A 24,052-nucleotide genomic window follows, 5' to 3' on the forward strand; every position below is an offset into this window, starting at 1 on the left:
GGCCCGCCCCGGGTGAACGGTCCTTCGGCTACGGGCACCACCCGCATCCCGGCGAACCGACCCGCCCCCGGTCAGGAGCCGCCGACGACGCGGCTGTCGATGGCCAAGAACGCGGTGCGCGGTGCGGTCAACACGGCGTCGTCGCCGCGGGCGCCTCGCCCGACCGGTCCGGCGCCGAGGCGGGAAGAGCGCGAGATCGAGTCCTGGCTCGGGGAACTCCGTGGCGGTCCAGCCGGTTCCGGCGGGGGGCGACCGCCCCGACCGCCGCAGCCGTCGGCCGATCCGACGACCGCGATGCGCGCGGGTGGGCCGCAGCCCGAACCCGAGGGCAACGAGCCGACGACGGCGATCCCGGTGCAGCGTCCGCAGCCCCCCGAGGCCGACGCCGACGATGATGCGACGACGAAGTTCCAGGCGCCCAAGGATCCGTCCGAGCCGGAGTCGACGCAGAAGCTCGACACTCCCGAACAGCAGAAGCGTCGCGGCGGCGGGATGAGCGCCGCGGATCTGCTGCGCCGCGAAGGCCGGATGTAGTCACCCCCTCTGCGCGAGCGTGCGTGTCTGTACCCGAAACGCCGGGGTTTCTTCAGCAGTCTGCGCACGCTCGCGCGGGAGTGCGGGCAGGCGAATCGCGAACGTCGTCGCGTGCCCGTCGGATCGCGCGGAGATGGCACCGTCGTGCGCCTCGACGATCGACGCGGTGATCGACAGTCCCAGGCCGAAGCTGCCCGCCTGCCGCGACCGCGACTTGTCGGCGCGCACGAACCGCTCGAATAGGTGCGGCAGCAGGTCGGGCGCGATTCCGGGGCCGTCGTCGCTGACGGTCACCTCCGTGGAGCCGTCGACCGTCCGCAGGGCGGTCGTCACCGTGGTTCCCTCCGGCGTGTGCACCCGCGCGTTCGACAGCAGGTTGGCCAGGGCCTGGTGTAGCCGCGCCCGGTCACCGCGCACCCACACCGCGGTGTCCGGCAGGTGTGTCCGCCAGCGATGCGTGGGTGCGGCTGCGGCGGCGTCGTTGACCGCGTCGACGACGATCTCGGTGAGGCAGACGTCGCCGGCGTCGAGGTCCTGCCCCTCGTCGAGCCGGGCCAACAGCAGCAGGTCGGCGACCAGCGCGTTCATCCGGCGCGCCTCGGATTCGATGCGGGCCAGCGAGTACTCGGTGGTCTCAGGGAGCACCGCGGCGTCCTGACGGGTGAGCTCGGCATAGCCGTGGATCGCGGCCAGCGGGGTGCGGAGTTCGTGGCTGGCGTCGGTGATGAACTGCCGCATCCGCCGGTCGGACGCCGCCACGTCGGCCAGCGCCTGTTCGACGTGGTCGAGCAGCCGATTGAGAGTCTCGCCGACGCGCCCGACCTCCGTACGCGGGTCGGTGTCACGGGCGTCCACGCGCGGGGTGATCGTGTGGTGGTCGCGGTCCAACGGCAGCGTCGCGACCTCGGCGGCGGTCGCCGCGACCCGGCGCAGCGGGCGCAGCGCGTACCGGACGATCGCGATCGTGCTCAGTGCGGTGACCAGCAGCGCGACAACCGTCAACCCCGCCACGATCGCCGTCTCCCGCACCATCGCATCCCACGCCGGCGCCCGGGACACCCCGGTCACCATGATCTCGTCACCGTCGCCGGGGCGGCTCGTCATCCGGTACCAGCCCAGATCGGGCAGTTTCACCGTGCGCGGTCCGGCGCCCGTCCACGACATCCCCGCGATGGCGTCCACCACCGCGGGCGGGGCCGGGACCGCCTCCCCGTCGACGAAGTGCGCGGAGTCGACCACTCGGCCGTCCTGGATCAGCGCGACGACGTTGTCCGGCGCCTGCCCGATCAGATGGGTCAGCGGTTTCATCGCGCCCGGCGGCGGCAGTTCTCCCTGCTCGACGGGGGTGGTCCGGTACTTGGTCACCGACTGGCTGAAACCCTCGGCGCTGGTGGCCAGCTGGTCGTCGATGATGCCGAGCACCGACGACCGCAGGCTCAGCACCGACATCGTCCCGAACGTCACCAGCGTGACCACGACCACCGCCGAGACCCCGACGACGAGTTGCCGGCGCAGCGTCCAGCTCTGCCACAGACGTTTCATCCCGGCGGCCGCAACATGTAACCGACGCCGCGCACGGTGTGGATCATCGGATCGCGGTCGGCGTCGACCTTCTTGCGCAGATACGAGACGTAGAGGTCGACGATGCTCGTCCGTCCGCCGAAGTCGTACTCCCACACCCGGCGCAGGATCTCGTCGCGGCTCAACGCCCGGCGCGGATGACGCATCAGGAAGCGGAGCAGTTCGAACTCGGTGGAGGTCAACGAGATCGGTTCACCGCCGCGGGTCACCTCGTGGCTGGCGGCGTCGAGGGTGAGGTCCCCGACGCGCAGTGACTCGTTGTCGGCGGGGGTGAGGTACGCGGTGCGGCGCAGCAGTCCCCGCAACCGGGCGACGAGTTCCTCGAGCGAGAACGGCTTCGTCATGTAGTCGTCGCCGCCGGCGGTCAGCCCGGTCACCCGGTCGGCCACCGAATCGCGGGCGGTGAGGAACAGGGTCGGGGTGTAGGTGCCGGATTCGCGGATCCGGGCCAGCACTCCGAGGCCGTCGGTGTCGGGCAGCATGATGTCGAGCACCAGGACGTCGGGGGTGTTGGCCTGGTACTTCTCGACGGCTTCGGCGGCGTCGTGGGCGACGTCGATCTCCCACCCCTCGTACTGCAGGGCCATCCGGACGAGGTTCGTCAGCGCGCGTTCGTCATCGACGAGCAGCACGCGGATCGCGGACCCGTCGGCGCGGTACATCCGGGGCAGCCGGCCAAGGATCGCGCGCCGGGGTTGGTGCTCGTTGACGGGCGCGGACGTCATGGCACCCATTGTCACGCCGCGCGACGCACCTGTCTCGGTCCTCATAGATATCTCTTAGAAACGGCGCAACCGGGGCATCGAACCATCCGGCATGGTAGCGACCGCCCGACACCGCCGACCCGACTCATAGAAAATTCATATTTGTTCTGCCGCAACGCATTCCGACATCTATGCGTTCCATGTGAGAACGCCGACCCGGCCGCGAACCGCTCCTACCGTCGGACACATGAATCTCGCAGCGACACACGACCCCTCACTCACCAGCATCGCACGCGCCAGCCAAAGCCCTTCTGACGCAGACGATTTCGGCAGGATCGTCCTGCCTCTTCGCCCCGAACTGCTCCGCGCCGCGATGCGGCTGACCGGCCGCACCGGCGATGCCGAAGACCTGGTCCAGGACACGCTGGTCCGCGCCTACCGGAGCTTCGGCACGTTCGAACGAGGCACGAACTCCCGGGCGTGGATGCACCACATCCTCAAGAACACCTGGATCAACAACCACCGGGCCGCGCAGCGCCGCCCCACCGAGGTCCCGATCGACGAGGTCGGCGCGGAGGCCACGAGCTCGAGTGCCGCCTCGGCCGAGGTCAGTTACCTTGCCGGACAACCCGATTCAGAGGTGCTATCGGCCATGGCCACCCTGAGCGACGAGTTCCGGATGGTGGTCTACCTGGCGGATGTCGAGGGCCACCCGTACGCGGCCGTCGCCCGGATGATGGGCACACCGTTGGGCACCGTGATGTCCCGCCTGCACCGGGCGCGCCGGCAGCTGCGCGCACAGTTGGGTGACACCGCCCGCCGCCGTCGGCTGGTCAGGGCCGCTTAGTCGACTTTCTCGTCGATCTCGTCGGGCTCCGCCTGCACACGCGGTCCGTCGTCGGCCTCGAGCTCCCGCACCTCGGCGCGCTGATCGCGGGCGAGCAGCACCCGGATCGCGCTGTTGAGGAACGCGACGGCGGGCACGGCGAGCAGCGCGCCGACGATGCCCGCCAGCACGCCGCCGCCCGCGATCGCCAGCACCACCGCCAGCGGGTGGATCGACACCGCGCGTCCCATCACCAGCGGCTGCAGCACGTGACCTTCGAGCTGCTGAACCGCCAGGATCAGGCCGAGCGTGATCAACGCGTACACCAGACCCTTGGTCAGCAGCGCGACGATCACCGCGAGGAAGCCGGTGACGACGGCACCGACGAGCGGGACGAAGGCGCCCAGGAACACCAGCGAGGCCAGCGGCAGCGCCAGCGGCACCCCCATGATCGCCAGACCCGTGCCGATGCCGATCGCGTCGACGAGTGCGACCAGGAACGTGGCCCGCACGTAGCCGATCAGCGAATGGAACCCCGCACGCCCGGCGCCGCGCACCCGCTCGCGCACGTTGTCGGGGAAGATCCGGGTGACGAACGCGAAGATGTTGCGGCCGCCGTGCAGCAGGAAGATCAGTGTGAACAACACCAGCAGCGCGCCGGTGACGATCTCGGTGATGGTGCCCGCCGTGGACAACGCGCCGCTGGTCAGCCGTTCCTGGTTGTTGCGGACCGCCTCGATCGCGGCGTTGCCCGCGTTGTCGATCTGATCGCGGCTCAGGTTCAGCGGCCCCTCGACCAGCCAGACCCGCATCCCGTCGATGCTGCGGGTGACCTGTTCCCCGAGGGCGGGCATGCCCTCGATGAACTGGCTCACCACGAAGGTCAGCAGACCGCCCACGACCGCGATACCGCTGAGCAGCACCAACGCCACCGCGCCGCCGCGGGGTGCGCCCCTGCGGTCGAGGAAGTCGACCGCGGGCATCAGCAGCGCGGCGAGCATGGTCGCCAGCGCCACCGGCACGACGAGAATCTCGAGGCGTCTGATCAGCCACAGCACCGCGAACAGCGCAACGCCGATGACCAGCAGCCGCCACGACCACGCGGCCGCCTTCCGGACGAGCGGCGAAACCGACTGATCGTCCGAGAACACACGCTCTGACATGCGACGAGCGTAACCGGCGTCACCGCAGGTAACCGTGCGGCAACGCGCCCGCGCGGGCAGTCGGATCCCTGTGGGGGCACCGTTAGTCTGTAGGGCGTGTCCCACGACGCTGCGGCGAACGCCAAGCGAGGACGGACCGACACCGACGGAGCCACCCGCGGTAAGTACTGGTGGGTCCGGTGGACGGTCATCGCCGTCGCGGTGGCCGTGCTCACCGTCGAAGTGGTGCTGGTGTGGGACCAGCTGGCCAAGGCGTGGAAGAGCCTCATCTCCGCCAACTGGTGGTGGGTGCTGGCCGCGGTCGTCGCCTCGCTCGCCTCGATGCACAGCTTCGCCCAGATCCAACGCACCCTGCTCCGGTCGGCCGGCGTGCACCTGCGGCAGTGGCGGTCCGAGGCCGCGTACTACGCGGGCAACGCGCTGAGCACGACGATGCCGGGCGGGCCGGTGCTCTCGGCGACCTTCCTCTACCGGCAGCAGCGGCTGTGGGGTGCCAGCCCCGTGGTGGCGTCGTGGCAGCTGGTGATGTCGGGGGTGCTGCAGGGCGTGGGCCTTGCGCTGCTCGGCCTCGGCGGCGCGTTCCTCCTCGGCGCCAGCAAGAACCCCCTGTCGCTGATCTTCACCCTCGGCGGGTTCGCGGCGCTGCTGGTCCTCGCCCAGGCCGTGGCCGGACGGCCGGACCTGATCGACGGCATCGGCGTACGCCTGCTCTCCCGGTTCAACTCGCTGCGCAACAAACCCGTCGACACCGGGCTGGCGAAGTGGCGGGAACTGTTGGCGCAGCTGGAATCCGTGCAGTTGGGCCGGCGCGACCTGGGCATGGCGTTCGGGTGGTCGCTGTTCAACTGGATCGCCGACGTGGCGTGCCTGGCGTTCGCGTGTTACGCCGCGGGCGGTCACCCGTCGCTGGCCGGGCTGACTGTCGCCTACGCCGCCGCCCGCGCCGTCGGCACCATCCCGTTGATGCCGGGCGGCCTGCTGGTCGTGGAGGCGGTGCTGGTGCCCGGGCTGGTGTCGAGCGGGATGACGCTGGCGGGTGCGATCTCGGCGATGCTCATCTACCGACTGGTCAGCTGGATCTTCCTGGCCGCCATCGGGTGGGTGGTGTTCTTCTTCATGTTCCGCACCGAGAACTCGCTCGACCCCGACTCCGCACCCGACGAGAAACCCGGATGGACGTGACCCCGCATGCCTGACCGCCGCACCCCCGCACTCGCCCTGCTGGCCGACCTGGTCTGCGTGGTGGTGTTCTGCACGATCGGGCGGCGCAGCCACGCCGAGGGACTGACCGTCGCGGGTATCGCCGAGACCGCGTGGCCGTTCCTCGCGGGCACCGCCGTCGGGTGGCTGGCCTCGCGCGCCTGGCGCAGGCCGCTGGCCCTCACCCCCACCGGCGTGCTGATCTGGGTGAGCACGGTCGCGGTCGGCATGGTGCTGCGCAAGCTGAGCGGCCAAGGCGTCGCGGTGAGCTTCGTAATCGTCGCCTCACTGGTCACCGCACTGCTGCTGCTCGGGTGGCGCGGTGTCGTGACGGCGTTGCGGCACAGGCAGATTCAGCGCAGCTGAGGATCTCCGCCGTCGCGTGCGGTCGACACCGTCAGCGTGGCGCGCAACCCGCCGAGCGGGCTGTCGGACAGCTGGACCGCGCCGCCGTGCAGTTCGGCCTGCTGCGCGACGAGCGCCAGCCCGAGACCGGAGCCGCCGGGTGCCGCAGTACTGCCGCGGCGGAACCGCCCGAGCACCGTCTCGTGCTCGTCGGCCGGCAGCCCACGGCCGTTGTCGTCGACGATGATCGTGAGCCACTCCTTGTTGCGCTGGGCGGTCAACACCACCCGGGACGCACCGCCGTGGGTGATCGCGTTGCGCACCAGATTGTCGATGGCCAGCCGCAACCCGTCCGGCCACCCCACCACCGTGCCGAGCTCCTCGGCCTCGACGACGATCTCCACGTTCGGCGCGGCGCGCATGTTCTCGCGCGCCACCCGGTCGAGGGTGTCGGTGACGTCGATCGGCTCCTGGTCGGCGACCTGGGCGAGCTGCCCGGACGCCAGCTGACCGAGTGCGGTGATGATGGCCTCGACCCGGCGCTGTGCCCGGGACAGGTCCGCGACCACCTCGGCGCGTTCGTCGGCGGGCAGATCGTGGATACGCAGCGTGTCCAGATCGGCGCGCATCGCGGTGAGCGGGGTGCGCAACTCATGGGCGGCGTTGGCCGCGAAATCCTGCGCGGCCTGCAGCGAGTTCGTCGTCGCCTGCTGAGCGGCGGCCAGCCGGCGCAGCATCGCCGACATCGCCTCGGACAGCTCCTCGGCCTCACGCGCACCCCGCACCTCGGGCATCTCGTCGGTGCCCTTGCCGAGTTCGGAGGTGTGTTCGGTCAGTTTGCGCAGCGGCCGGATCGCCGGACCGGCCAACAGCCAGCCCAGCCCGCCCGCGATGAACACCGTCACCAAACCGACGATCACGTACTCGGGGATGCGGCCCGCGCTGAGCAGGATGCTGTCGGCGCGGATGCCGATCGACACCAGCACGCCGCCCTCCTGGTCGACGACCAGCGTGCGCACCCGGTAGTCGACGCTGTTCACCTGGACGGTCTCGGTGCCGGGTGGCAGTTTCGGCAGCTGGAAGCCGCGCTGGAACACCACCTGACCGCTGGTGCGGTCGCGGCCCGTCGTCAGTACCCCGCGGCGCGGGTCCTGTAGCTGCTCGGGATACATGCTGGCGTCGACGATCGAGTCGAGCCTGCGGTCGAGCTGGGCCTCGTCGTTGTTGGCCAGCACCACCGAGGTGAGGATCGTGAACGCCGCGACGACGGCCGACGCCGCGGCCGCGGACGCCACCGCCACCCGGGTGCGCAGTGAGGCCGAGCGCAGGAATCGGGGCAGCCGCACGACCTTAGGGCTCGTCCCGCAGCACGTATCCGATCCCGCGGACGGTGTGGATCACCCGCGGCAGCCCGTCGCGTTCGAGTTTGCGCCGCAGGTAGGAGATGAACACGTCGGCGACGTTCGTGTCGACGTCGAAGTCGTAACCCCAGACCAGTTCGAGTAGCCGTTGGCGCGACAGCACCACACCGTTGTTCTCCGCGAGCACGGCGAGCAGATCGAATTCCCGTTTGGTCAGGTCGACCCGCTCACCATCGACGAACACCAACCGGCGGGCGGTGTCGATGGTCAACGGCCCCACCGTCATCGTGTCCGACGGTTTGTCGGAGTGGCTGGCCCGGCGCAGCAGCGCATGCAGCCGGGCCACCAGCTCGCCCAGGTCGAACGGTTTGGTGAGGTAATCGTCGGCGCCCGCCTCGAGTCCCGCGATGCGGTCGTTGACGGTGTCGCGCGCCGAGAGCACGCAGATGGGGATGTCGTTGCCGAGCGCGCGCAGGGCCGTCACCACGGCGACACCGTCGAGTTCGGGCATCTGCACGTCGAGCACCAACGCGTCGTGCGATTCGGCCGACAGCATCCGCAGCGCTTCTTTACCGTCCGCGGCGACGCGCACGTCGAACCCCGAATGCCGCAGTCCGCGTGCGACGGACGTGCGGACATCCGGATCGTCGTCGACCATCAACACCGTTCGGCCGGTGGTTTCCTGCACTGTTCGCTCGGGCTGTTGTTCCCCGGTTGCAGCCCGCACCCGGGGCTACGGTGTGTCGACGTCGTCTTCGGGCGGCGTCGCGGTACCGCAACGGGCCTTCAGATCGGTCAGCGGCTGACGGATCCCCGTGAGTTCGGCCTTCACCTGTGGGTTGGCGTTCAGGTAGTCCTCGACCTTGGGCTTGATTTCATCCCGCGGGAGGCCCTCGAGGCTGGTGAAGAAGTCGTTCACCGGTGGATGGGTGAACAAATAGGCCGACGTCGACGCCGAGACCCCGGAAGCCACGCCGGCCAGATCGGCGGCGGTGCAGTTGGGGGGCAGCGGCGCCGGTTGGGCCATCGCGGCGGGAAGCGCACCGAACAGCAGCACACCGGTGACCGCGCCGGCGCCGGTGACCCCGGCGACCACACGACGTGCGGTACGGGCAGGAAGCAACATGGACATGCTCCTTCGTCTGATCCAGAAGGCCGAAACCACGATTGGTTATCGCCGCACACAGCTAATCAGAAGTTTCGGAGAAGTTCTTGCCTTAACCGTAAAGAGCAGGGAAAAAGTCTGATTTGACAGAGTACCGAGGTCAGCGGGGTGTGGTCGAGGCCACAGGCGCGACCGGCGCAGCGGGCGCCGCGGGCGCCGCCGGTGCGGTCGCCTGTCCCTGCGCGGCCTGGACGAGACCGAGCACCTGCGGGATGGTGACCGGCAGCTTGCACCGCCCGGACAGATTGGTCAGCGGCTGCTGCAGCTTCTGCAGGTCGGATGCGACCGTCGGATTGGCGTCGAAGTAGGTTTTGAGCGTCGCGAGGGAGGCCGGACCCGCCTGCTGCTGGGCGATGGTGGTCAACGCCTGATCCGCCTCGGGATTGGCGGCGAGATAGTTCGAGGTGTTGGTGGCCACGGTGGCGACGGTCTTGGCGACCTGGCTGGCCGCACATGGATCCGGCGCCGCGGTCGCAGGCGTGGCGGGCAGCGGGAACCCGGTGAACGCCGCGGCCCCGATACCGCCCGCGGCGGCGATCGCGGACACGGGCAGGACGATCTTCTTGTTCATCACGCTCCTCGGCGGTGTCAGAACGTCCCGCCGGGCAACTCGCATCGTCAGCGGCGGACGTCCCAAGTGGTCCCCCGACGCATGGACAGTCGGGCGCCATCCTGCCATCGATGCGACGGCCCCCGCCAATCCAGCGGGGCGCCCACCCCCGACAAGATCGGAATCAGGGCAGGTCACAGCTTGCTCGCAGCTTGATCGAGGGTGCGCTACCCTACCGCACGCTGCGGTACGCTCTCGCAAAGACAGCCCGGGACACGCCAGGAAGATCTGGGGGAGACACCATCCAGCAGTTCATGATGCGCTTGAGCAGCAACCTGCGCAGACTCCGCTGGGCGGTCTTCGGCGCTTGGGTACTGCTGCTGGTGCCCGCGATCTACCTCGCGCTGAACCATTCGTCGAACCTCACCGGCGGCGGTTTCGAGGTCGAGGGTTCGCAGTCGCTGCACGTGCAGTACGAACTCGAGGATCACTACCCCGATCAAGGCGCCTCCCCGCTGGCACTGGTCGCCGCGCCGCGCGCCGACGCCTCCTACGACGATATGAACGCCGCCGTCGCGCATCTTGAGCAGATCGCCGCCCAGGTGCCCAGCGTCAAGATCACCCCCAACCCGCAGCAGCCCGCACCCCAGCCCGACCGGCCCTACGTCATCACCCTGTCGCTGGATTTCGACAACACCGGCGCCACCGACGTCGCCAAGGATCTGCGCAAGCGGATCGGCATCAGCGGTGAGGAACCCGGCGAGTTCCGCGACGGCCGGGTGAAGACGTACGTCATCGGGCAGGGCGCGCTCGGGGCGGCCGCGTCGGCGGCCATCAAGACCGACATCGCGCAGGCCGAACAGTGGAACCTGCCGATCGTGATGATCGTGCTGCTCGCGGTGTTCGGCTCGCTGGCCGCCGCGGCGATGCCGCTGCTGCTCGGGGTGTGCACGGTCGCGGTGACGATGGGCGTGGTCTATCTGCTGTCGACGGTCACCACGATGTCGGTGTTCGTGGCGTCGACGGTGTCGATGTTCGGCATCGCGCTGGCGGTGGACTATTCGTTGTTCATCCTGATGCGGTTCCGGGAGGAACTGCGCGCCGGCCGCAACCCCGAACAGGCCGCCGACGCCGCGATGGCGACCTCCGGGCTGGCGGTGCTGCTGTCCGGGATGACCGTGATCGCCTCGGTCACCGGCATCTACCTCATCAACACCCCGGTGCTGACGTCGATGGCGACCGGCGCGATCCTCGCGGTCGCGATCGCGGTGCTCACTTCGACGACGCTGACGCCCGCGGTGCTCGCGACGTTCGGGCGGGCCGCCGCCAAACGCTCGTCGTACCTACACTTCTCCCGCCGGCCCGACACCACCCAGTCCCGGTTCTGGACGCGCTGGACCGGCTGGGTGATGCGCCGACCGTGGGTGGCCGCCACGGCGGCCGCGCTGGTGCTGCTCGCGATGGCGGCGCCGGCGTTCATGATGGTGCTCGGCAACAGCATGCAGCGGCAGTTCGAGCCCACCCACGAGATCCGGGGCGGTGTGAACGCGGCGGCCGAGGCGCTCGGGCCCGGTGCGCTCGGCCCGGTGCGGGTGCTGGTGACGTTCCCCGACGGTCAGGCCGAATCCCAGGGGCCGACGATCGAGGCGGTACGCGCCGAGATGACCAAGGCGCCCAACGTGCAGTCGGTGTCGCCGGCGGTGTTCGGCGACGACGATCGCAGCGCGCTGCTGTCGGCGGTGCTCACCGTCGACCCCGAGAACATGGGCGCCCGCGAGACCGTCGACTGGATGCGCGCCAACCTGCCCTCGACGGCCGGACCCAACACCTCGGTCGACGTGGGCGGACCCACCGCGCTGATCAAGGACTTCGACGACCGGGTCAGCGTGACCCAGCCGCTGGTGTTCGGGTTCGTCGCGCTGATCGCGTTCCTGATGCTGCTGATCTCGATCCGCTCGGTGGTGCTCGCGCTCAAGGGTGTGCTGATGACCGTGCTGTCGGTCGCCGCCGCGTACGGTTCCCTGGTCGCGGTGTTCCAGTGGGGCTGGCTCGAAGCGCTGGGTTTCGAACGGCTGCCGTCGCTGGACAGCACGATCCCGCCGCTGGTGCTGGCGATGACGTTCGGCCTGTCGATGGACTACGAGATCTTCCTGCTGACCCGCATCCGGGAACGCTTCCTGCAGACCGGCAACACCCGCGACGCGGTCGCCTACGGCGTGTCCACCAGCGCCCGCACCATCACCAGCGCGGCGCTGATCATGATCGCGGTGTTCATCGGGTTCGCGTTCGCCGGTATGCCGCTGGTCGCGCAGTTGGGGGTGGCGTGCGCGGTGGCGATCGCCGTGGACGCCACGATCGTGCGGCTGGTGCTGGTACCCGCGCTGATGGCGATGTTCGACCGGTGGAACTGGTGGCTGCCGCGGTGGCTCGACAAGATCCTGCCGTCGGTGGACTTCGAGAAGCCGCTGCCCAAGGTGCAGATCGACGACCTGGTGATCATCCCCGACGACATCTCCGCGCTCGGGCCGTCGGGCGCCGATCTGCGCGGCATGGTGAAGTCCGCGGCCCGAATGAAGACGCTGGCGCCCGCCACCGTCACCGTCGCCGACCCGCTGGCGTTCAGCGGCTGCCAGCCGATCAAGACTCGCATGGTCGCCCCCAACGGCGGCGACCAGACGGTCAAGCTGCGCACCGGCCGCCGGGGCCGCAACGGGCACGACGGCGCGACGGTGCGCACCACGCTGCCCGTGCATCCGGTGACGCTGTGGCGCGGCCGCCTGCAGGTGGCGCTCGACGCCCTGCAGACCGAGGCCGAGACCGACCGCGCACCGGTGACCCGGCGCACCCCGGTGGAGACCACGAACGTGCAGCTGCCGACCGGCGACCGGCTGCAGATCCCGACGGGTGCGGAGACGCTACGGCTGAAGAGTTACCTGCTCATGTGCCGCAACAGCAGCCGCGACTACGCCGAGTTCGCCGAGCTGGTCGATTCCATGGAGACTCAGACCGCGGCGCTCGTGCTGTCCGGAATGGACCGGTATTACTGTGGTGAACAGCCGCAAAAGCAGTGGGTGGCGACCCAGTTGGTGCGCCGCCTGGCCGATCCGCAGCCGTCCGATGAGCACGACGACGCGATGTCGGACCCGGACGCGGAGTCCGACTGGACGACGGTCAGGCAGCGCTGTCTGTCGGTGGCCGTGGCAATGCTCGAGGAGGCGAGGTGACGTTGACCAGCGACGCGCGGGAGACCCACCGCGACGCTACTTATTCCGCGGCGACGCGACCGATCACCGCGGCGACCCGGCGCGCGAAGATCGACGACCGCCCGGTGGAGTTCTGGTCGACCGCCGCGATCCGCGACGCCCTGGAGACCGACGACCTCACGGTGTGGCAGCGCATCGTGACCGCGATCAAACGCGATCCGTACGGCCGCACCGCCCGGCAGGTCGAGGAGGTGCTGGAGAAGACGCGGCCCTACGGGGTGTCCAAGGCGCTGGCCGAGGTGCTCAGCCGGACCCGGGAGCAGATGGCGGCCGCCGAACGCACCGAGGTCGGCCACCACGTCCAGCTGCTGCTGAACCGGTCCGGGCTCGGCGCCCCGGAGTTCGCCTCACGCATCGGCGTGACGGTCGAGGAGTTCCAGAGCTACCTCGACGGTGAGGTCAGCCCGACCGCGTCGCTGATGATCCGGATGGGCCGGCTGTCGGAGCGGTTCGCGAAGATCCGCGCGCAGCGCGCCAACAATGAGCGTTGATCCCCGTCCGAACGGGAATGCCCGTCTCATGACCGAGTGGATCGAACCGGAACACGACGACCTCCGGCGCATCATGCGCGAGACCCGCACCGTCGCGGTGGTGGGCGCGTCGGCGAACCCGATGCGGCCGAGCTACGGCGTCTGGGATTACCTGCGCTCGGCCAGCCACTTCGAGCTCTACCTGGTCAACCCGACTGTCAGCGAGATCGACGGCACCCCGGTGTACCCGTCGCTGGCCGACCTGCCCGTCGTCCCCGACATGGTCGACGTCTTCCGCCGCAGCAGTGAGCTGCCCGGCGTGCTGAAGGAGACCATCGCGGTCGGGGCGAAGACGCTGTGGTTGCAGCAGGGCCTGTGGGACGAGGACGTCGCCCGGGAGGGCACCGCCGCGGGGCTGCAGGTCGTGATGGACCGCTGCCTCAAGGTCGACTACGCGCGGCTGCTGTAGCCAGGGCGATTTCGGCGCGCTTTCGTACGCTCAGCGCACGTGAGCGCGCCCAAATCACCGGGCGTGGATCGGGGTGACGTCCTCGACCTTCCACTGGCCGTCGGTCTTCGACAGCGCGACCCGCAGCGCGAGCACCGCATTGTCGACGGGTTTGCCCGGCACGCTCTGCGTTCCGCGCAGCACCACCGCGACGCTGGCCACCTCGGGTCCGATCGCCTCCACACCGGCCGACACCGTGCTGGCCTGAGCGGAGACGTTCTTGCTGGTCAACTCCTGGGCGACACCGGCGAACTCGTCCTTGAACGCCTGCGCCCGCTCGGGCACCATCTGCGCCGCCGCCCGGTCGATCGAGGCGGTCGGGCTCTGCGGGGAGAACGTCGCGGTGGCCTCGGCGACACTGCTGGCGATGCGCACCACCTCGGCGCTGTCCGCGGTGAAGGCGCGGTCGGGCACCGTCCAGCGCCAGTAGCCCACGGCGACGGCGGCGATCAGCGCGGCGGCGGCCACCCCCATGACCGCCAACCGCACCCCTGGCGCGTCGTCGTCGGTGCCGACGGTGACCCCGTCGCGCCGCCACAGCACGACGTCGACGATCACGGCCTGCACGATCAGCAGGCACAGCACCGAACACACCGACACCCACCACAGCGGCCAACCGAGCGCCAGCCCGATGTACAGCAGACCGGCGATTGCGGCCAGCGGCGCCAGCGCGTCGAAGACCAGCACCCGCAGCCGGTTCCTCATCGGATCGGCTCCAGCCGGGAGATCATCAGCTTCCCGTCGACGTCGGAGACGTCCAGGCGCAGCGTCCAGCGCACGGTCTGGGGTTCCTTGCTGCCGGCGTTCTCGCTCAGCGACGTCGCGACCACCAGCACGGTGTCGGTGCGGGAGGCGAACGCCGACAGCTGCGGATCCGGCTGGGCGGCCGGTGCCGGACCGCCGTCGGGGCCGGGCGCCGGGTGGTACAGCGATTCGATCGACACCGAGTCGACCTGGCCCTTGGTGCGGGTCTGCAATCGCTGCACGAGTTGGCGGTACGGCTCGACGGCCGAGTCGAAGTCGGCGTTGAGGTCGCCGATGGTGTTCTCGTGCAACCGCTGCATGCTGGCGTCGACGGTGTCTTTGTTCATGTTGACCAGCACGTTCGTCCAGTCCGCGGCGGCCTGCAGCACCCGGGTCTGGTAGGCGCGTTCGTCGGCGTCGGCGCGGTGTCCCGACCAGATCATGACGGCCAGCACCACGGCGGCCACGCCGAGCGCGGCCAGGACGGCGGAGGCGATACCGAATCCGGTGAACACCCGGCCGTCGGCACGCTCGTCGGTGAGCTCGTCGGGCATGGCCGTGAGGGTACCGGTGCGCTTCTGGCAGCATGTTGGGGTGACGGTAGAAGCAACCCCGAGTGCAACCTCGAAGTCCGGCATCGACCTCAGTTACCTCGACACCGCGGCCCGCCCGCAGGACGATCTCTTCGGCCACGTCAACGGACGCTGGCTCACCGAATACGAGATCCCCGCCGATCGGGCCGCCGACGGCGCCTTCCGCACCCTCTACGACCGCGCCGAGGAGCAGATCCGCGACATCATCACCGACGCGGCGCAGTCAGGGGCCGAAACCGGCACCGACGAACAGCGCATCGGCGACCTGTACGCCAGCTTCCTCGACGAGGCCACCGTGGCGCGCGTGGGGGTGCAGCCGCTGCTCGACGAACTCGCGCTCGTCGACGCCGCCGACAGCCCCGACGCGCTCGCCGCGGTGCTCGGCGGTCTGCAGCGCACCGGCATCGGCGGCGGCGCGGGCGTCTACGTCGACACCGATTCGAAGAACTCGACCCGCTACCTGCTGCACTTCAGCCAGTCCGGGATCGGGCTGCCCGATGAGTCGTACTTCCGTGACGAGCAGCACGCCGATATCCTGGCCGCCTACCCGAAGCACATCGCGGCGATGTTCGCGCTGGTGTACGGCGGTGAGGCCGCCGATCACGCCGACACCGCCGAGCGGATCGTGGCGTTGGAGCGCAAACTCGCCGCCGCGCACTGGGATGTGGTCAAACGCCGCGACGCCGATCTGACCTACAACCTGCGGACGTTCGCCGACCTCACCGCCGAGGCGCCCGGATTCGACTGGGCGGGTTGGGTTTCCGCGCTGGGGACTTCCCCGGAGGCGGTCGCGGAGGTCGTGGTGCGCCAGCCCGACTACCTCACCGCGTTCGCCGCGGCCTGGACGGGTGAACCGCTCGAGGACTGGAAGCAGTGGGTGCGGTGGCGGCTGATCCATGGCCGCGCGTTCCTGCTGACCGACGACCTCGTCGCCGAGGACTTCGCGTTCTACGGCAAGCTGCTGTCGGGCACCGAGCAGATCCGCGACCGCTGGAAGCGCGCGGTGTCGGTGGTGGAGAGCCTGATGGGCGAGGCGCTGGGCAAGCTGTACGTGCAGCGGCACTTCCCGCCGAATGCCAAGGCGCGCATGGACGAACTGGTCGCGAACCTGCGTGAGGCATACCGCGTCAGCATCAACCAGCTGGACTGGATGACGCCGGAGACCCGTGAGAAGGCGCTGGCCAAACTCGACAAGTTCACCCCCAAGATCGGGTATCCGGCGCGGTGGAAGGACTATTCGGAGCTGGTCATCGAACGCGACGACCTCTACGGCAACTACCGCCGCGGCTACCAGCTGGCCTCGGACCGCGAGGTGCGCAAACTCGGCGGCCCGGTGGACCGCGACGAATGGTTCATGACCCCGCAGACCGTCAACGCCTACTACAACCCGGGGATGAACGAGATCGTTTTCCCCGCTGCGATTCTGCAGCCGCCGTTCTTCGACGCCGAGGCCGACGACGCCGCCAACTACGGCGGTATCGGCGCGGTGATCGGCCACGAGATCGGGCACGGGTTCGACGATCAGGGCGCCAAGTACGACGGGGACGGCAACCTGGTCGACTGGTGGACCGACACCGACCGGGCCGAATTCGGGCTGCGCACGAAGGCGCTCATCGAGCAGTACGAGGCCTTCACCCCACGCGAGCTGTCCGGGGACCATCACATCAATGGCGCGTTCACCGTCGGCGAGAACATCGGCGACCTCGGCGGGCTGTCGATCGCACTGCTGGCCTACGAGCTCTCGTTGAAGGGTCAGCCGGCGCCGGTGATCGACGGTCTGACCGGTGTGCAGCGCGTGTTCTTCGGCTGGGCGCAGGTGTGGCGCACGAAATACCGCACCGCCGAGGCGGTTCGGCGGCTGGCCACCGACCCGCACTCCCCGCCGGAGTTCCGCTGCAACGGCGTGGTCCGCAACCTCGACTCGTTCCACGATGCGTTCGAGGTGGGCTCCGACGACGCCCTGTTCCTGGAACCCGAACGCCGCGTGCGCATCTGGAACTAGCGGTTTCGGTGTAGTTGGTTGCGGTCAGCGCAACCAATTACACCGGAATCACCCGCGGTAGGGGCGCAGCGCCAGCACGTAGCCGACCAGCAGCACCACCGGCGCGGCCAGCGGCAACCACGGAATGTGTTCCGGCAGTGCGACGACGGCGGTGCCTACCGCGGCGAAGGTCACGGCGGTGATCATCGTCGGCGGGGTGGCGCGGCAGTCGTTGTGCCGCAGCACCAGGTAGGCGGCCGCGGCCAGACCCGCGAGCGCGGTGGACATCGGCGGACTCGGGGCGAGGACGGCGGTCAGCACGCTCAGCAGCACGGCGCCCGCCGCGGCGGGTCGCCACCACGCCGAGGCCACCACCGCGACCAGGGCGGCCGCCGCGGCCGGTAGCGCGGCCCCGTCGGCGCCGTACGCCACCGCCCCCACCATGAGGGCGCCGAACAGGCTGGGCAGCACGGTCTTCACCGGCGCCCCCGCGGTGCGAGCGCCAACGCCTGGTCGAGGGTGATGTCGACGGGCCAGGACACCACGTCCACGCCGATCGTCCCCATGTCGCGGTACATGAACGACCGCTGCAGCGCCCACATCCGGTCGATCAGCGGATCACGCTCCCCCGTCAGCGGGCTGCCCTCGAGCACGTCGACAGCGATCACGGTGTGTCCGCGTTTGCGCAGATCGATCAGCGCGAGCGCGAACTCGGTCTCCAGCAGCGTCGAGAACGCCACCACGATCGCGCCTGGCGGGACAGCCGCCTGCGGGGCGAGAGTTCCTGTGCTGGTGTCGGATTCGACGGCGTTCAAAAGTACGTCGAGGATGCGGTAGAACTGCCGCTGCCCGATGTCGGCGCCCAGCCACCGGGTGCGTCGGCTGCCGAGGGTGACCAGCCCGGCGCGGTCGCCGTAGCGCAGCGCGCTCTGCACCACCTGGACCGCACCGCGGGCCATCCGTTCGGTGGCCTCGGTCGCCGGACCCGGCGGCTGCGGGTAGGTGTCGGCGAGGACGACGATGTCGGCGGACCGATCGGTCAGCCGCTGGGTGACGTGCAGACTGCGCCGCCGCGCGCTGACCGGCCAGTTCACCGTCCGCAACTGATCGCCCGGCACGTATCCGCGGATGTCGGCGTATTCGACACCGGGGCCGAGGTGCCGGGTGAGGTGGGTGCCGAGCCGGTCGAGGAGATCCGCGCGCGGAATCGTCACCGAATGCGGTGGGGCGAGCGGGAACACGCAGACATGCGCGACGTCGGCGGCGCCGGTGCCCTCGAGCAGGCCGCCGCGGCCGGTGACGCGGACGTGGGCGCGGACCGGATACCGGCCCCACCGCGCCGCGGTCAGGGTCACCGTCAACGCGCCCGTGGTCGCGATATCCGCGCCGTCGACCGTTGATGCGGTGAGAGCGGGTGTGCTGCCGTCGTCGGCGACGGCCCGTACCTCGACGACGGCGGGTTCGTTCTCGAAGCACCGCAGCAGGTGGGCGCTGCTGTCGACGCGCACCTCGGGCGGGCGCGGTTGCCAGCCGAGTGAGCACAGCACCCCCAGCAGCGGCGCGACGAACGCCACCAGATCCCACCGCGTCGTGAACAACGCCGCCATCAGCCCGACCGCCGCGCAGGTGGCCAGCGCACGGGTCAATGCCGATGCCCGCCAACGGAGTTCGACAGGTGTGCTCACGTGGCGCTTCCGGTGCGCGGTACCGGCAGCCGGCGCAGCAACTCCTCGACCACGTCGGCGCCCTGCACCCGTCGCACCCACATCTCCGGCCGCAGACTGATCCGGTGCGCGAGCGCGGGTACGGCCAGCGATTTCACGTCCTCGGGGATGACGTAATCGCGTCCGGCCAACAGCGCGCGGGCTCGGGCGAGTTGGACGAGGTCGAGTTCGGCGCGCGGGCTGACCCCGACGGCGATCTGCGGGTGTTGCCGCGACGCGGTGGCCAGCGACACCACATACCGCAGCACGTCCTCGTGCACGGTGACCTGTTCGACCGACTCCTGCATGGCCAAGAGTTCGTCCCCGTCGACCACGCGCTGCACGGTCGGCTCGGACGAGCCGCGGTCGAGGCGGCGGCGCAGCATCGTCACCTCGTCGGGCCCGTCGAGATACCGCAGTTCGAGCCGGACGGTGAACCGGTCCAGCTGCGCCTCCGGCAGCGGATAGGTGCCCTCGTACTCGATCGGGTTGTCGGTGGCCAGTACCAGGAACGGTGCCGGTAGCGGGTGGGTGATGCCGTCGATGCTGACCTGGCGTTCGGCCATCGCCTCGAGCAGGGCGGCCTGGGTCTTCGGCGGCGTGCGGTTGATCTCGTCGGCCAGCAGCAGGTTGGTGAAGATCGGACCCTTGCGGAATTCGAAACGGCCGGAATGCATGTCGTAGATGGTGGAGCCGAGCAGATCGGCGGGCAGCAGGTCGGGGGTGAACTGCACGCGGGTGAACTGCAGACCGAGGGCGGCGGCGAACGACCGCGCGATCAGCGTCTTGCCGAGCCCGGGCAGGTCCTCGATGAGGATGTGGCCGCGCGCCAGCACGGCGGTCAGGATGAGATCGAGGGCGCGTCGCTTGCCGACGACGACCGATCCGATCGCGTCGAGGACCGCCTCGCAGTGAGCGGTGGTGGCCGCCGCGGGCATGTTCATACGCGCTCCAGCCGTCGCAGGATCTCGTCGAGGGCGGCACGCCCCGGCCCCGGTTCCTCGGTGCCGGTGCGCGAGACGTTCTCCGGGTCCACCCACTGCCACAGGTCCGGCCCGAACAGCATCCGACCGGTGGCCTGAAACGCCCTGCGGTCTTTCGCTTTTCGCTGACCAGTGGCGAGCTCGAACTGGCGCGCCAGCATCGGGCGCAGCCGCCGGTCCCAGTCGGCACGGGTGGCCTCCGCCCACCCGACCATGGTCTCGGTGCGCTCCACCCACCGGCGCAGCGCGGCGCCGCGTTCGTCGGCCTCGGTGTCGGCGCGCGTTTCCGGCCGCTCACTGGTCAGCGCGATCCGGGCGGCGATCAACGCCCCCGCGAGCACGACGGCGGTGACCGTGAGCACGTCGTCGCGGTCCAGGCGGGCCACCGCGTAGCCCTCGACGGCGATGAGCACGACGAGCGCGACGGCGACCGCCCGGGTCATGCGGACTCCTGCAGTTCGCGCAACACCATGCGCAGCACCCGGATCGCGGCCTCGCGGTGGTCCTCCCCCATCACGTGCGTGCTGAACCGGGCCTCCTCGAACAGGTCGACGAGTTCGCCTGCGCTGTCCCCGCGTAACAGGCGGAGGTCGACGGCGCGGCCGAGCACCTCGGTCGGGGTGTCGGAGTCCTGCGGGATCGCCCCGGGCGACTTGCCCAGTTCGCGTTCCATCGCCGCATAGCAGGCGATGATCGCCTCCCTGGGTTCGCGGCTGAGGTCACCGATCTCGACCAGACCGCGCTCGGCGGCGCGGGCCAGCGTCTGCGTCCGACTCTCGGGCGGCGCGCCCTCGTACGCCGACTCGGGCTTCACGGACACGGGACGGGGCCGCGCCCTGCGGCGGGCCGCGGCGAAGGCACCCAGCAGCACGAAAAGCGCAGCGGCGCAGGCGAAGTAGAGCAACACCGGCGCGGGACCGGGCGCCGGCGGCGGCTCCGCGGGCGGTTCTGAGTCGGCGTTCGGTGACGGATCCGGGGGCGGCGGTGGATCGGGTTGGTCGACGGCCAGGTCCAGCCATCCGCTCACCCGCATCAGCGCGAGCACGATCACCAGCCACAGCAGCAGCGCCGCGGCCAGCACCAGCACCATCCGCCAGGTCCAGCGCCGTCCGTCGGCACCACGGTCGGAGCGGAGTTCGCCGGCGGGGTCCGGGCGGGCCCGGGGATGGCGCGACTGGCTGATCACCGAGACCGCGATCACCGCCATCGACAGCGCGAGCATCATCAGGACGGCGATCAGGGGGCCGGGGCCCGGTTCGGCGGGTTCGTCAGCGGTGGGTTCGGCGTCGGGCAGGTGCCCGCGCAACGCGACACCGGCGAGGAGGAGCAGCACGATCACCGTGACCGCGCGTGCTGTCGCCTTGTCGGCACCAGGCATCGCTTGACCCTCGCCCGCTCACCGGCCGCCGGGGCGACGGCCGGCCGCCCTCATCGTGACACGGGGAGCGCCGGACGGAGGTCAGGTCAGAACATCTGCCAGTCCGACGCACCGTCGGGCTGGTCGTAGATCCCGGTGGAGTTCTTGATCACGACGGCGTCGCCGCTGCCGAAGTTGTCGTAGAACCACTGCGCGTCCTCGGGAGCGAGGTTGATGCAGCCGTGGCTGACGTTGCTGTTGCCCTGCGCGCCGACCGACCAGGGGGCACTGTGCACGAACACGCCGCTGTTGTCGATGCGGACGGCGTCCTGGACCTTGAGCTTGTAGCCCTCACCGGACGGGTCGTCGACCGGCACCCCGTAGGTGGAGGAGTCCATGACGATGTCGGGGAACTTCTCCAGCACGTAGTAGGTGCCGTTCTTGGTTTCGTAGCCCTTCTTGCCCAGCGAGACGGGGAAGGTCTTGACCAGTTCGCCGTCGCGCATGACCTCCATCTGCTTGGTCTTGTTGTCGATGGTGGCGACGAGTTGTTCGGGGACGCTGAAGCTGGACTTGGTGCCCGACGCGTCGATGTTCACGACGGTGCCCGCCGGCCAGAAGTCCTGCGGCCGCCAGCGCACCTGGGTGTCGCTGGTCCAGTAGAACCGGCCGGGCACCGGCGGGTTCGACGAGATGTGGATCGCCTGCTCGGCGAGTGCGCGGTTGGCGATCGGGCGCTGGAAGTTGATGTAGATCGGCTTGGCGGCGCCGGCGATCGAACCGTTGACCGGGTTGAACGACGGCGGCGAGAACACCGGCTGGCCGACGTACGGGGTCGGGTTCTGCCCGGCCGGGGTGCCTTCCGGGATGGGCAGCGGTTGCGCGGTCGGGGCGAACGGGTTCGCCGCTGCGGGGGCGGCCGGTACGGCGAACGGGTTCGCCGGGGCCGCGGGTGGCGGCGGTGCGAACGGATCGACCGGCGGGGCCGGGGGCGGCGCCGGTTGGGCGAGCGCCGACGGTGCGCCTACCACCATGCCCGTCACGAGTCCGGCCGCGAGGATCGCGGTGGTCAGCTTCCGCACAGTTCGCTGCGGCATGCGTTACCTCCAGTCACAGATCAAGGTCCAGTGTCGCACAAGGCGTCGGTCAGCCGCCCTGGCGTGCGTTGACCTGCTTGTTTCATCGCCGTGGGGCCGTCGGCGTTACTCCGCCGCCGCGGCCATCGGCAGCTCCCACCGCCAGATCGGCCCCTCGTCGGGATCGTCGAGCTCCGCGACCCGGGAGAATCCGAGCCGGCGCAGCACGCCGGTCGACGGATTCTCATGCGCGAGGGTGTGCGCGATCACCATCCGCACGGCATTGCTGGCCGAGGCTGCCTTCTCGACCATCGCCCTGGCCGCGGCCGTCGCCAGCCCCTGGTTGCGGAATTTCGGGGCGATTTCGTAGCCCAGCTCGACGACCCCGCCGCTCGGCGGGCCGACGAAGCCACCCGACCCGACCAGCAGCGCTCCGCCGTCGGCGAGGAAGAAGTGCATCCACCAGTCGGCCTGATGCGGATGTTCGGTCAGCTTCTCGAGCGTGAAGTCGATCGCCTCGGGGAATTCGGGCCAGCCGTCGGGGACCTCGGCGCCGAGCAGTTCACCGAACGCCGTCCGGTCCTCCCGCAACGCGGTGAGGTGTTCGACGGTCGCGGGCAGCAGGACGACTTCGCTCACGAGGGGAAGTGTGTCAGGCGCGCGCCCTTGGCGCCGTGGCATTCTGGGCCGATGCTTGTGGCGTTCAGCGTGAGTCCTTCCGGTGGCGACGAGACCGGCGGTGTGAGTGCCGCGGTGGCCGAGGCGGTCCGCGTGGTGCGGGCGTCCGGTCTGCCGAACGAGACCAATGCGATGTTCACCAACATCGAGGGTGAGTGGGACGAGGTGATGGCCGTGGTGAAACAGGCCGTCGACGCGGTCGCCGCGGCGTCCCCCCGGGTGAGCCTGGTGCTCAAGGCCGACATCCGGCCCGGGTACACCGGTCAGCTCACCGCGAAGGTGGAGCGCCTGGAATCGGAGTTGGGTTAGGACCGGACGAGCCGGGCGATCGCGGCGCTGGCCTCGGCGAGTTTGGCTTCGGCCTGGTCACCGCCCTCGGCGACGGCCTGGCTGACGCAGTGGCCGAGGTGTTCGTCGAGCAGTCCCAGCGCGACCGACTGCAGCGCGCTGTGCACGGCGCTGATCTGGGTGAGGACGTCGATGCAGTATTTGTCGTCCTCGATCATCTTCGCGATCCCGCGCACCTGCCCCTCGATCCGGCGCAGCCGTTTGGCGTAGTTCTCCTTCTGCGCCGAATAGCCGTGTAACGCAACCTCTTCGGAGGCACCTGTGGACATCGTCACCCCTCCAGCATCTTCTTCATCTGGGCGATCTCCGCCTCCTGGGCCTTGATGATCGCCTCCGCGAGCTCCTTGGCCTGCGGATCCACGCCGTTGGCGATCTCGGCCTTGGCCATCTCGACCGCGCCCTGGTGGTGGCTGATCATCGACTCCAACCACAGTGTGTCGAACTCGCGGCCGCTCAGCGACTCGAGGCGCTTCATGGTGGCGTCGTCGACCATGCCCGGCATCGCCATGCCGTGACCGCCGTGGTGCATCCCCGCCTCGGGGTCCTCACCCCAGCTGCGCAGCATGTCCGCCATCCGGTCCATCTCGGGGCCCTGTGCCGCGGCGATCGCCGACGCCAGTTCGAGCAGCGCCGGATCGTTGGACCGGCCGCGCGCCAGGTCGACCAACTGCAGCGCCTGCTCGTGGTGGGGCATCATGTCGCGTGCGAAGGTGACGTCGTCGGCGTTGTGCGGCGCCTGCCCGGCCTCGGCGTTCTCGGCCGTCTCGGAGTGGGTGTGGTCGGTGTGCCCGTCGCCCTCGGGTTCGCTGCTGGTGCACGATGACAGGAACAGCGCGGTGAGGACGGCAGCGAGCAGGGCGAGCGGTCGGAGGGCACGTGAAGTCATGCCGGCCAGCGTACCCGCATACCCCGAGGGGGT

General features: G+C 69.9%; 26 protein-coding genes and 1 pseudogene. 9 read left to right on the forward strand and 18 right to left on the reverse strand.

The window, feature by feature from the left end; translation table 11 throughout:
• Positions 1 to 534: pseudogene (locus AU194_RS25325) on the forward strand (hypothetical protein); the annotation flags it as partial.
• Here AU194_RS25325 and AU194_RS25330 read toward each other — a convergent pair.
• Together AU194_RS25330 and AU194_RS25335 are read right to left on the reverse strand one after the other, a co-directional pair.
• Positions 535 to 2,076, reverse strand: coding sequence for a cell wall metabolism sensor histidine kinase WalK (locus AU194_RS25330; protein WP_059092030.1), 1,542 nt, complete (start codon positions 2,074 to 2,076; stop codon positions 535 to 537). It lies immediately after the preceding pseudogene.
• The gene (locus AU194_RS25335) at positions 2,073 to 2,840 is read right to left on the reverse strand and encodes a response regulator transcription factor (protein ID WP_157576529.1); all 768 of its coding nucleotides are present in this window, start codon (positions 2,838 to 2,840) and stop codon (positions 2,073 to 2,075) included. The genes AU194_RS25330 and AU194_RS25335 overlap by 4 nt, the downstream gene beginning before the upstream one ends.
• A gap of 226 nt (positions 2,841 to 3,066) precedes the next feature.
• Between AU194_RS25335 and AU194_RS25340 the strand changes: the two genes are divergently transcribed.
• Positions 3,067 to 3,666 (forward strand): sigma-70 family RNA polymerase sigma factor, encoded by a 600-nt coding sequence (locus AU194_RS25340; RefSeq protein WP_082698847.1) that lies wholly within the window; start codon positions 3,067 to 3,069, stop codon positions 3,664 to 3,666.
• Here the strand turns inward: AU194_RS25340 and AU194_RS25345 are convergent.
• Complete coding sequence (locus AU194_RS25345) at positions 3,663 to 4,808, reverse strand: AI-2E family transporter (protein WP_059092031.1); 1,146 nt, start codon at positions 4,806 to 4,808, stop codon at positions 3,663 to 3,665. The genes AU194_RS25340 and AU194_RS25345 overlap by 4 nt on opposite strands.
• A gap of 96 nt (positions 4,809 to 4,904) precedes the next feature.
• Between AU194_RS25345 and AU194_RS25350 the strand changes: the two genes are divergently transcribed.
• Together AU194_RS25350 and AU194_RS25355 are read left to right on the forward strand one after the other, a co-directional pair.
• Positions 4,905 to 5,990 carry a TIGR00374 family protein gene (locus AU194_RS25350; RefSeq protein WP_059092032.1) on the forward strand — a complete coding sequence of 362 codons (1,086 nt, stop codon included), beginning with the start codon at positions 4,905 to 4,907 and terminating at the stop codon, positions 5,988 to 5,990.
• Between the two features lie 6 nt (positions 5,991 to 5,996).
• The gene (locus tag AU194_RS25355) at positions 5,997 to 6,374 is read left to right on the forward strand and encodes a DUF3054 domain-containing protein (protein WP_059092033.1); all 378 of its coding nucleotides are present in this window, start codon (positions 5,997 to 5,999) and stop codon (positions 6,372 to 6,374) included.
• Here AU194_RS25355 and AU194_RS25360 read toward each other — a convergent pair.
• From AU194_RS25360 to AU194_RS25375, 4 genes are all read right to left on the reverse strand, one after another.
• Positions 6,362 to 7,699 (reverse strand): sensor histidine kinase KdpD, encoded by a 1,338-nt coding sequence (locus AU194_RS25360; protein ID WP_082698848.1) that lies wholly within the window; start codon positions 7,697 to 7,699, stop codon positions 6,362 to 6,364. The two genes, AU194_RS25355 and AU194_RS25360, sit on opposite strands and share 13 nt — an antisense overlap.
• A 4-nt stretch (positions 7,700 to 7,703) precedes the next feature.
• Positions 7,704 to 8,372 carry a response regulator transcription factor gene (locus AU194_RS25365; protein ID WP_197417741.1) on the reverse strand — a complete coding sequence of 223 codons (669 nt, stop codon included), beginning with the start codon at positions 8,370 to 8,372 and terminating at the stop codon, positions 7,704 to 7,706.
• Between the two features lie 75 nt (positions 8,373 to 8,447).
• Positions 8,448 to 8,840 (reverse strand): heme-binding protein, encoded by a 393-nt coding sequence (locus tag AU194_RS25370; protein ID WP_059092061.1) that lies wholly within the window; start codon positions 8,838 to 8,840, stop codon positions 8,448 to 8,450.
• 139 nt (positions 8,841 to 8,979) lie between these two features.
• Entirely contained in the window at positions 8,980 to 9,450 is a 471-nt protein-coding gene (locus AU194_RS25375; RefSeq protein ID WP_059092035.1) for a hemophore, read from the reverse strand.
• Between the two features lie 293 nt (positions 9,451 to 9,743).
• On the opposite strand from AU194_RS25375, the gene AU194_RS25380 reads away from it, so the two are divergent.
• The 3 genes from AU194_RS25380 to AU194_RS25390 are packed head-to-tail and all read left to right on the forward strand — an operon-like array spanning position 9,744 to position 13,631.
• On the forward strand, positions 9,744 to 12,653 hold the full coding sequence (locus AU194_RS25380; RefSeq protein ID WP_059092036.1) for an MMPL family transporter: 2,910 nt from the start codon (positions 9,744 to 9,746) through the stop codon (positions 12,651 to 12,653).
• Positions 12,650 to 13,183, forward strand: a complete 534-nt coding sequence (locus tag AU194_RS25385; RefSeq protein ID WP_059092037.1) for a hypothetical protein — start codon at positions 12,650 to 12,652, stop codon at positions 13,181 to 13,183. Before AU194_RS25380 ends, AU194_RS25385 begins: the two co-directional genes overlap by 4 nt.
• A 28-nt stretch (positions 13,184 to 13,211) precedes the next feature.
• Positions 13,212 to 13,631 (forward strand): CoA-binding protein, encoded by a 420-nt coding sequence (locus tag AU194_RS25390; RefSeq protein ID WP_059092038.1) that lies wholly within the window; start codon positions 13,212 to 13,214, stop codon positions 13,629 to 13,631.
• A gap of 54 nt (positions 13,632 to 13,685) precedes the next feature.
• Here the strand turns inward: AU194_RS25390 and AU194_RS25395 are convergent, their stop codons facing one another.
• Positions 13,686 to 14,375, reverse strand: coding sequence for a hypothetical protein (locus AU194_RS25395; RefSeq protein ID WP_059092039.1), 690 nt, complete (start codon positions 14,373 to 14,375; stop codon positions 13,686 to 13,688).
• The gene (locus AU194_RS25400; RefSeq protein WP_059092040.1) at positions 14,372 to 14,968 is read right to left on the reverse strand and encodes a hypothetical protein; all 597 of its coding nucleotides are present in this window, start codon (positions 14,966 to 14,968) and stop codon (positions 14,372 to 14,374) included. Before AU194_RS25400 ends, AU194_RS25395 begins: the two co-directional genes overlap by 4 nt.
• A 40-nt stretch (positions 14,969 to 15,008) precedes the next feature.
• Between AU194_RS25400 and AU194_RS25405 the strand changes: the two genes are divergently transcribed.
• Positions 15,009 to 17,009 (forward strand): M13 family metallopeptidase, encoded by a 2,001-nt coding sequence (locus tag AU194_RS25405; protein WP_059092041.1) that lies wholly within the window; start codon positions 15,009 to 15,011, stop codon positions 17,007 to 17,009.
• 48 nt (positions 17,010 to 17,057) lie between these two features.
• Here the strand turns inward: AU194_RS25405 and AU194_RS25410 are convergent, their stop codons facing one another.
• From AU194_RS25410 to AU194_RS25440, 7 genes are all read right to left on the reverse strand, one after another.
• Positions 17,058 to 17,468: a hypothetical protein gene (locus tag AU194_RS25410; RefSeq protein ID WP_059092042.1), complete on the reverse strand. Its 411-nt coding sequence runs from the start codon at positions 17,466 to 17,468 to the stop codon at positions 17,058 to 17,060.
• Complete coding sequence (locus tag AU194_RS25415) at positions 17,465 to 18,673, reverse strand: DUF58 domain-containing protein (RefSeq protein WP_059092043.1); 1,209 nt, start codon at positions 18,671 to 18,673, stop codon at positions 17,465 to 17,467. The genes AU194_RS25410 and AU194_RS25415 overlap by 4 nt, the downstream gene beginning before the upstream one ends.
• Positions 18,670 to 19,635 carry a MoxR family ATPase gene (locus AU194_RS25420; RefSeq protein ID WP_059092044.1) on the reverse strand — a complete coding sequence of 322 codons (966 nt, stop codon included), beginning with the start codon at positions 19,633 to 19,635 and terminating at the stop codon, positions 18,670 to 18,672. The genes AU194_RS25415 and AU194_RS25420 overlap by 4 nt, the downstream gene beginning before the upstream one ends.
• A complete protein-coding gene (locus tag AU194_RS25425) occupies positions 19,632 to 20,117 on the reverse strand; it encodes a hypothetical protein (protein WP_059092045.1) in 486 nt (161 codons plus the stop codon). Before AU194_RS25425 ends, AU194_RS25420 begins: the two co-directional genes overlap by 4 nt.
• Complete coding sequence (locus AU194_RS25430; RefSeq protein WP_059092046.1) at positions 20,114 to 21,052, reverse strand: DUF4129 domain-containing protein; 939 nt, start codon at positions 21,050 to 21,052, stop codon at positions 20,114 to 20,116. Before AU194_RS25430 ends, AU194_RS25425 begins: the two co-directional genes overlap by 4 nt.
• Before the next feature lie 86 nt (positions 21,053 to 21,138).
• Positions 21,139 to 22,128 carry a L,D-transpeptidase family protein gene (locus tag AU194_RS25435; RefSeq protein ID WP_059092047.1) on the reverse strand — a complete coding sequence of 330 codons (990 nt, stop codon included), beginning with the start codon at positions 22,126 to 22,128 and terminating at the stop codon, positions 21,139 to 21,141.
• A gap of 105 nt (positions 22,129 to 22,233) precedes the next feature.
• Positions 22,234 to 22,746, reverse strand: coding sequence for a GNAT family N-acetyltransferase (locus tag AU194_RS25440; protein WP_231743577.1), 513 nt, complete (start codon positions 22,744 to 22,746; stop codon positions 22,234 to 22,236).
• 51 nt (positions 22,747 to 22,797) lie between these two features.
• Between AU194_RS25440 and AU194_RS25445 the strand changes: the two genes are divergently transcribed.
• Positions 22,798 to 23,094 carry a thiamine-binding protein gene (locus AU194_RS25445; protein WP_059092048.1) on the forward strand — a complete coding sequence of 99 codons (297 nt, stop codon included), beginning with the start codon at positions 22,798 to 22,800 and terminating at the stop codon, positions 23,092 to 23,094.
• Here the strand turns inward: AU194_RS25445 and AU194_RS25450 are convergent.
• The gene (locus AU194_RS25450) at positions 23,091 to 23,402 is read right to left on the reverse strand and encodes a metal-sensitive transcriptional regulator (RefSeq protein ID WP_059092049.1); all 312 of its coding nucleotides are present in this window, start codon (positions 23,400 to 23,402) and stop codon (positions 23,091 to 23,093) included. The genes AU194_RS25445 and AU194_RS25450 overlap by 4 nt on opposite strands.
• A gap of 2 nt (positions 23,403 to 23,404) precedes the next feature.
• A complete protein-coding gene (locus AU194_RS25455) occupies positions 23,405 to 24,019 on the reverse strand; it encodes a DUF305 domain-containing protein (RefSeq protein ID WP_059092050.1) in 615 nt (204 codons plus the stop codon).
• Positions 24,020 to 24,052: the final 33 nt, after the last annotated feature.

It is taken from the genome of Mycobacterium sp. GA-2829, from assembly GCF_001499965.1.
GTDB lineage: Bacteria > Actinomycetota > Actinomycetes > Mycobacteriales > Mycobacteriaceae > Mycobacterium.

Bases quoted from the DNA above. Each gene is read 5' to 3' on its own strand.
- AU194_RS25330 (WP_059092030.1), bottom strand. From the start codon at position 2,076: ATGAAACGTCTGTGGCAGAGCTGGACGCTGCGCCGGCAACTCGTCGTC.
- AU194_RS25335 (WP_157576529.1), bottom strand. From the start codon at position 2,840: ATGACGTCCGCGCCCGTCAACGAGCACCAACCCCGGCGCGCGATCCTT.
- AU194_RS25340 (WP_082698847.1), top strand. From the start codon at position 3,067: ATGAATCTCGCAGCGACACACGACCCCTCACTCACCAGCATCGCACGC.
- AU194_RS25345 (WP_059092031.1), bottom strand. From the start codon at position 4,808: ATGTCAGAGCGTGTGTTCTCGGACGATCAGTCGGTTTCGCCGCTCGTC.
- AU194_RS25355 (WP_059092033.1), top strand. From the start codon at position 5,997: ATGCCTGACCGCCGCACCCCCGCACTCGCCCTGCTGGCCGACCTGGTC.
- AU194_RS25365 (WP_197417741.1), bottom strand. From the start codon at position 8,372: ATGGTCGACGACGATCCGGATGTCCGCACGTCCGTCGCACGCGGACTG.
- AU194_RS25370 (WP_059092061.1), bottom strand. From the start codon at position 8,840: ATGTTGCTTCCTGCCCGTACCGCACGTCGTGTGGTCGCCGGGGTCACC.
- AU194_RS25375 (WP_059092035.1), bottom strand. From the start codon at position 9,450: ATGAACAAGAAGATCGTCCTGCCCGTGTCCGCGATCGCCGCCGCGGGC.
- AU194_RS25380 (WP_059092036.1), top strand. From the start codon at position 9,744: ATGATGCGCTTGAGCAGCAACCTGCGCAGACTCCGCTGGGCGGTCTTC.
- AU194_RS25390 (WP_059092038.1), top strand. From the start codon at position 13,212: ATGACCGAGTGGATCGAACCGGAACACGACGACCTCCGGCGCATCATG.
- AU194_RS25395 (WP_059092039.1), bottom strand. From the start codon at position 14,375: ATGAGGAACCGGCTGCGGGTGCTGGTCTTCGACGCGCTGGCGCCGCTG.
- AU194_RS25400 (WP_059092040.1), bottom strand. From the start codon at position 14,968: ATGCCCGACGAGCTCACCGACGAGCGTGCCGACGGCCGGGTGTTCACC.
- AU194_RS25420 (WP_059092044.1), bottom strand. From the start codon at position 19,635: ATGAACATGCCCGCGGCGGCCACCACCGCTCACTGCGAGGCGGTCCTC.
- AU194_RS25425 (WP_059092045.1), bottom strand. From the start codon at position 20,117: ATGACCCGGGCGGTCGCCGTCGCGCTCGTCGTGCTCATCGCCGTCGAG.
- AU194_RS25430 (WP_059092046.1), bottom strand. From the start codon at position 21,052: ATGCCTGGTGCCGACAAGGCGACAGCACGCGCGGTCACGGTGATCGTG.
- AU194_RS25435 (WP_059092047.1), bottom strand. From the start codon at position 22,128: ATGCCGCAGCGAACTGTGCGGAAGCTGACCACCGCGATCCTCGCGGCC.
- AU194_RS25445 (WP_059092048.1), top strand. From the start codon at position 22,798: ATGCTTGTGGCGTTCAGCGTGAGTCCTTCCGGTGGCGACGAGACCGGC.
- AU194_RS25450 (WP_059092049.1), bottom strand. From the start codon at position 23,402: ATGTCCACAGGTGCCTCCGAAGAGGTTGCGTTACACGGCTATTCGGCG.
- AU194_RS25455 (WP_059092050.1), bottom strand. From the start codon at position 24,019: ATGACTTCACGTGCCCTCCGACCGCTCGCCCTGCTCGCTGCCGTCCTC.